The organism is Catenibacterium sp. (assembly GCF_052354645.1).
Taxonomy (GTDB): Bacteria; Bacillota_I; Bacilli_A; order Erysipelotrichales; family Coprobacillaceae; genus Catenibacterium; species Catenibacterium mitsuoka_A.
Window position 1 is genome coordinate 1 of record NZ_DAWDDM010000279.1, and the last position, 2606, is coordinate 2606.

The 2606-nt window shown below is 35.5% G+C and carries 2 protein-coding genes; one reads left to right on the plus strand and one right to left on the minus strand.

Features of this window, described 5'->3' with window-relative positions; genetic code table 11:
* Positions 1-151 precede the first annotated feature (151 nt).
* Positions 152-436, minus strand: a complete 285-nt coding sequence (locus tag ACT8VG_RS09925) for a hypothetical protein (protein ID WP_444195768.1) — start codon at positions 434-436, stop codon at positions 152-154.
* A 149-nt stretch (positions 437-585) separates the two neighbouring features.
* Between ACT8VG_RS09925 and ACT8VG_RS09930 the strand changes: the two genes are divergently transcribed.
* Positions 586-2457, plus strand: a complete 1872-nt coding sequence (locus tag ACT8VG_RS09930; protein WP_444195769.1) for a PTS fructose transporter subunit IIABC — start codon at positions 586-588, stop codon at positions 2455-2457.
* Positions 2458-2606: the final 149 nt, after the last annotated feature.

Genomic DNA, 2606 nt, shown 5'->3' on the forward strand with positions numbered 1-2606 from the left:
CGCTCCAAAGTACTTTCATAAAGGCTTTTCTTCGCTTCTTTTTTCATAGTGTGCTCCGCCTTTAATTCAATTTTACCTTATTTCAAGGCAATAAAAAAGCATCAACTCTTTTGGAGTTGAAACTTTTCGCTTTGTATGTCATATTTTACATTTATTTGTTTTGAAAAGCTCTATCATCTATCTCTATCACATTCCAAAACAAAGCATATCCATCTTTACCACCACTATTAGCCCAGGCACTTTCCTTGTGTATCTCGCCACGAGGACTCCAGTCATACTTATCTTCCTCACATGATTCAATGTCAATATTCAATGAATCAAATGTTTGAGATGCACTCTCGTACAATGCCTTCACTGCTTCAACGTGAGTTTGAAATAATCCTTCTACTTCAATATTTTCTCCGTTTTCCATATCACCATAAATGACTGCATACATAGTAACACCTTCTTTCTTCTTTCATTATAGTTCTTTTACTTGTAACTGTTAAATAATAAGAAAAATAATTTCTTCTAAACATAATATTACTGTACTTATATACACAAAATTATGCTAGAATGCATGTATATCATAACTAGGAGAATAATATGAAAATAACAGATTTGATGAGTAAAGAAGCCATCAAGATTCATGGACATGCCTCTAGCAAGATGGATGCAATTGAACAAATGGTATCTTTAATGTATAGACAGGGCAATGTCTCTGATAAAGAAGTATATAAAGAAGCAGTTATAAAAAGAGAAAATCTTTCTACTACAGGGATGGTAGATGGTGTTGCGATTCCTCATGCAAGAACAAATGCGATTACTCAAGCAGGTATTGCGGCAATGACTTTACCTGAGGGTGTAGATTATGAGTCTATGGATGGTTTACCTACAACTCTTATTTTCTTGATTGCAGCACCGGATGATGGTGATAATGTACATTTACAGGTATTAAGTGAATTATCTACATTATTAATGGATCATGACTTCTGTGAAGATTTAAAGAATGCAGGTAGTCCTGAAGAATTCTTATCTATTATTGATTTAGCACAAAGTGAGAAACATGAAGCAGAAACAGTAGAACATCCAGAAGTCTTAGCGGTCACTGCCTGTCCTACAGGTATTGCACATACTTATATGGCTGCAGAAGCATTAGAAAAGAAAGCTAAAGAAATGGGTGTATCTATTAAAGTAGAAACACAGGGTTCAATAGGGGTTAAGAATGAATTGACTCAAGAAGATATAGAAAACGCAAAGGGTGTTATTATTGCGGCTGATAAGAATATTTCTTTAAATCGTTTTAATGGCTTGCCACTCTATAGCTGCCCTGTGGCAAGAGGAATTGATGAACCAGAAAAGCTTATTCAGATTATCTTAGATCAACAAGTGCCAGTCTATAAGGGTGAAAAAATAAAAGTAGAAAATAATCAGGAAAGAGGATGGCATATTCCTTATAAGCATTTAATGAATGGTTTCTCTCATGCTTTACCTATTCTAGTGGCAGCAGGATTTATTAGTGTACTTACATATAGTTTTACATTTAATAATACACAATACTTTGATATATTGAATGTACTTGGAAATATCCTTCATTTATTTGTCTTGCCTGTATTTTCAGGCTATATTGCGATGAGTATTGCGGATCGTCCAGCCTTAGGACCAGGACTTGTATGTGGTTATATTGCCTATAGTGGCTATTCACTGAAATGGACCTATAACCCATATGACGCTCTAGCAAACTCATCAGGCTTCTTAGGAGCTATAGTAGGAGGTTTTCTTGCTGGATACTTAGTACTTGCAGTAAAAAGATTGTTTAAAAATGTTCCTGATATGTTTGATGGTATTAAACCAGTTTTACTTTATCCAGTATTAGGAGTACTTGCATCTGGTATAGCAATGACAGTACTTAATACATATTTAGTTAAGGGTCACGCATTCATTATCAATCGTCTCTATGATTTACCACTTATTTCAGTCGTTATTATTGGTGCATCACTTAGTGCGATGATGTCTATTGATATGGGTGGACCTATTAATAAGTTTGCTTATCTATTTGCGAATGCTTTAGTCTTTACTGAAGCTTCTAATTCAGATGTGATCATGGCAGCAGTTATGGGTGCTGGTATGATTCCACCTCTAGCAATTGGTTTCTCTACACTTATATTTAAGGAAAGATGGACTAAAGAAGAAAGAGGTACTACTTTAAAGAATATTATTATGGGCTTATCATTTGTATCAGAAGGGGCCATTCCTTTTATGAAGAAGGATCAAAAGCACATCCTACCTGCATGTATCTTAGGTTCATTCATTACAGGCGCATTATCTGCATACTATAAATGTGGTATAAAGGTACCTCATGGTGGTATCTGGGTTATCTATCTCATGACTAATCCATTTAAGTATGTCATAGCACTTCTAGCTGGTACAATTGTAGCAGGTCTTATTATTACATTTACACACAAGTCTGAGAATTAACTCAGGCTTTTTTGACGTAAAAAAAGAGGCGCCTCGGCACCTCCCTCGATTGCAGGCTTCATGAGTATCTGCAATCTAATCACAAAAGTAAACTGACTACTCCCACGGGCAAGCCCGTGAGGTTCTGATTGCCAAGTGTAGCTTGTAAT